General features: G+C 34.3%; 3 protein-coding genes. 2 read left to right on the top strand and 1 reads right to left on the bottom strand.

Annotated features, from left to right (window positions below):
* Positions 1-1,109, top strand: a 1,109-nt coding sequence (locus tag COZ07_RS03995) for an L-aspartate oxidase (RefSeq protein ID WP_406607295.1), incomplete at its 5' end; no start/stop codon positions are given.
* A 314-nt stretch (positions 1,110-1,423) separates the two neighbouring features.
* Positions 1,424-2,269, top strand: coding sequence for a nicotinate-nucleotide diphosphorylase (nadC, locus tag COZ07_RS04000; protein WP_406607296.1), 846 nt, complete (start codon positions 1,424-1,426; stop codon positions 2,267-2,269).
* A gap of 172 nt (positions 2,270-2,441) precedes the next feature.
* On the opposite strand, the gene COZ07_RS04005 is transcribed toward nadC, so the two are convergent.
* Positions 2,442-3,206, bottom strand: coding sequence for a type III pantothenate kinase (locus COZ07_RS04005; RefSeq protein ID WP_406607297.1), 765 nt, complete (start codon positions 3,204-3,206; stop codon positions 2,442-2,444).
* Between the last annotated feature and the right edge of the window lie 134 nt (positions 3,207-3,340).

Genomic DNA, 3,340 nt, shown 5'->3' on the forward strand with positions numbered 1-3,340 from the left:
TAAAGATTAAAGAAAATATTTTAGTGTTAGATATATTAGTTGATCATCACATCTGCTATGGTTTATTAACTTTGGATACCAATACTAAAGAGATTATTGCCTATTTAGCAAAATCAACCATTTTAGCCAGTGGTGGAGCAGGACAACTTTTTAATAATACTACCAATCCTGATGTTGCCACAGGAGATGGAATTGCTATAACTTATAGAGGAGGAGCAAAAGTTACAGATTTAGAATTTATCCAGTTTCATCCTACTGCTCTCTATCACCAGGGAAGTCCTAAATTTCTAATTTCTGAAGCGGTTCGTGGTGAAGGAGCGGTATTAAAAAATATCAAAGGTGAACTCTTTATGCACTCCTATCACCCTCTGGCAGAATTAGCTCCCAGGGATATAGTTACCCGAGCAATTACTGACCAGATGAAAAAGACTAAAAGTAATTATGTCTTTTTGGATGCTACTAAGATAAAAGATAAATTTTCCAAACGCTTCCCTACTATTTATAAGAACTGTTTTTCGCTGGGTATCAATCCTGAAAAAGAATTTATTCCAGTAGCTCCAGCAGCTCATTATACTATGGGAGGCATAAAAACCGATACCTGGGGACAAACTAATTTAGCTAATCTTTATGCCTGTGGAGAGTGTGCTTCTACGGGAGTACATGGTGCAAATCGATTAGCCAGTAATTCTCTTTTGGAAGGATTAGTCTTTGGTAATAGGATCGCTCAAAAAATTAAAGAAAGTAGATTGCCTTTTTCTATAAAAAGAGGTGAAGAAATAAACATTTCTTATAATATTTCACGAAAAAAATACAAAAAAATCAACCCAGAAAAAGTAAAAAAAGAATTACAGAAACTTATGTGGGATAAAGTGGGAATTATTAGAACCGCTTCAAATTTAACCAAAGCACAACAAAAAATTAACCAGTGGAAATATTTATTGGAATTGGAATTAAAAACTGCTGAAGAATTTGAATTAGCAAATCTTATTAGTTTAGCTAATTTAGTTACCTTATCAGCTTTACAGAGAGAAGAAAGCCGAGGAGCACATTATCGTAAAGACTTTCCTCTGAGGGATGATATAAATTGGAAAAAACATATTGTATATTAACAAATTGACCAATTCGCCAATTTACCGATTCTCCAATTACATATCTCGCGAATAGTGTCTCGCAGATAAAATAGAATTCAGGAGCCAGAATGAAAAAAAGGAAAACCTATCCGTGACAAGCAATACACAATACAAGAGAAAAAGTTTTGAGTTTTGAATTATGGTTTTGCGTTTTCCTGCCTGTGCGTGTACGCACGCAGACAGGTAGCTTTAAGTTTTTCGCTGTAAACTGATAACCGTAAACTGAAAACTTATATTTGAAACTAACGACTATCCACTATTCACTAACGACTATACAAAGAGGTGTTTTAAAAATGATTTTTTTTGAAAAAGAAAATATTCAGGTAGATAAAATAATAGAGCAAGCTTTAATAGAGGATATCGGTACCGGAGATATTACCACTGAATCTATCATACCCTATGATTTAAAAGCCAAAGGTATTATCAAAGTAAAGGAAGAAGGTATAATTGCTGGCCTTGGCATAGCTGAATTAGTTTTTAAAAAGTTAAATCCAGAAATTACTTTCCAGGCTAAAATCAAAGATGGAATAAAGGTTTCTCTGGGAGAAATTCTCGCCGAAATTACTGGTCCAGCTCAAACCATTCTTAAGGGTGAAAGAATAGCCTTAAATTTTCTACAAAAGATGTCGGGAATAACTACTACTACTTATCAATTCTGCCAAGAAGTTAAAGATTTCCCAGTTCGTATCACCGATACCCGTAAAACTACTCCCGGACTAAGAATATTAGAAAAATATGCTGTGCGTATAGGCGGAGGATACAACCATCGTTTTGGTTTATATGATGCAGTATTAATTAAAGATAATCATTTAGCTATAGCAGGAGGAGTTAAGGCAGCAATAAGCTCTGTTCGAAAACGAATTTCTCATACTATGAAAATTGAAGTGGAAGTAGAAAATTTATCTCAACTCCAGGAAGCTTTAGAGATGCAAGCTGATATAATAATGCTGGATAATATGGATTTAGATATAATGAGAAAAGCAGTAAAAATGGCTAAAAATAAGGCTTTAATTGAGGCATCAGGAGGAATTACCCTGGAAAAAGCAAAAGAGATTGCTCAAACCGGAGTAGATTTAATTTCTGTTGGTGCTCTTACTCATTCGGTGAAGTCTTTAGACATTAATATGGAAATTTTTTAGTATTAGCGTAGAGCGGATAGCGTTTAGCGTAGAGAATACAGTGATGAGTAATATGTAATTAGTGGCAAGTTTCGGGTCATGGGTTACTTGTTACACGTTACATATTACACGACTTACTGGCTAACTAATTTAATTGGTCAATCGGTAAATTAGTTAATTGGTAAATTGAAATTTATTTATTCATCTCATATACTAAATATAATCCTATTAAAGTTAAAAAAGGATTAATCTTATCAATTAAGTTACATTCGTTACCGATTAATTCTGAGTAACCACCCGTTGCTACTACCAAAGAATCTTCTCCCAGCTCTCTCTTAAACCGCCTAATTAACTCATTAGTCAGTCCTAAATATCCGAAAAATATTCCCGACTTCATAGCAGCAATAGTATTACTGCCGATAGAATGTTGGGGTTTGGTTACTTCTATTTTAGGTAATTTTGCGGTCTTCTCAGCCAGAGCTTCTGCAGAAATCTCAATTCCGGGGGCAATAGCCCCTCCCAAATAAACTCCATCTTTATTAACCGCACAAAAAGTAGTAGCTGTTCCAAAATCTATAATTATCACCGGCCCCCCATATAGTTTATAAGCAGCAATAGCATTAACAATCCTATCTGCCCCCACTTCTTTAGGATTATCTGTTTTAATATAAATCCCAGTCTTTATCCCTGGTCCTACAATAATTGGAGAAACTTTAAAATAATCTGCCGACATCTTTTTTAATATCCAAATTATTGGTGGAACAACACAAGAAATAACTATTCCTTTGATGTCCGCTAAAGATAATTTAGAATTATCAAGTAGACCTTTTACTAGTATACCATATTCATCTTCGGTTTTTTTTAAATTAGTGGATATTCTCCAATGGCCTAACAACTTTTCTTCTTTATATACTCCTATAACGGTGTGAAAATTACCTACATCAATTACTAAAATCATGATGATACCTCTTATAATTATTAACTTTAGTTTTCAGATAATTACATAATATGATTGTCCCCCAAAAAGTAAACAAACCTGTCCTCGACCTGATCGGGGAATGGTAATGTAGGGGTCGGATTTATCCGACCCGC

This window comes from Candidatus Infernicultor aquiphilus (genome assembly GCF_002784285.1).
GTDB lineage: Bacteria > Atribacterota > Phoenicimicrobiia > Phoenicimicrobiales > Phoenicimicrobiaceae > Infernicultor > Infernicultor aquiphilus.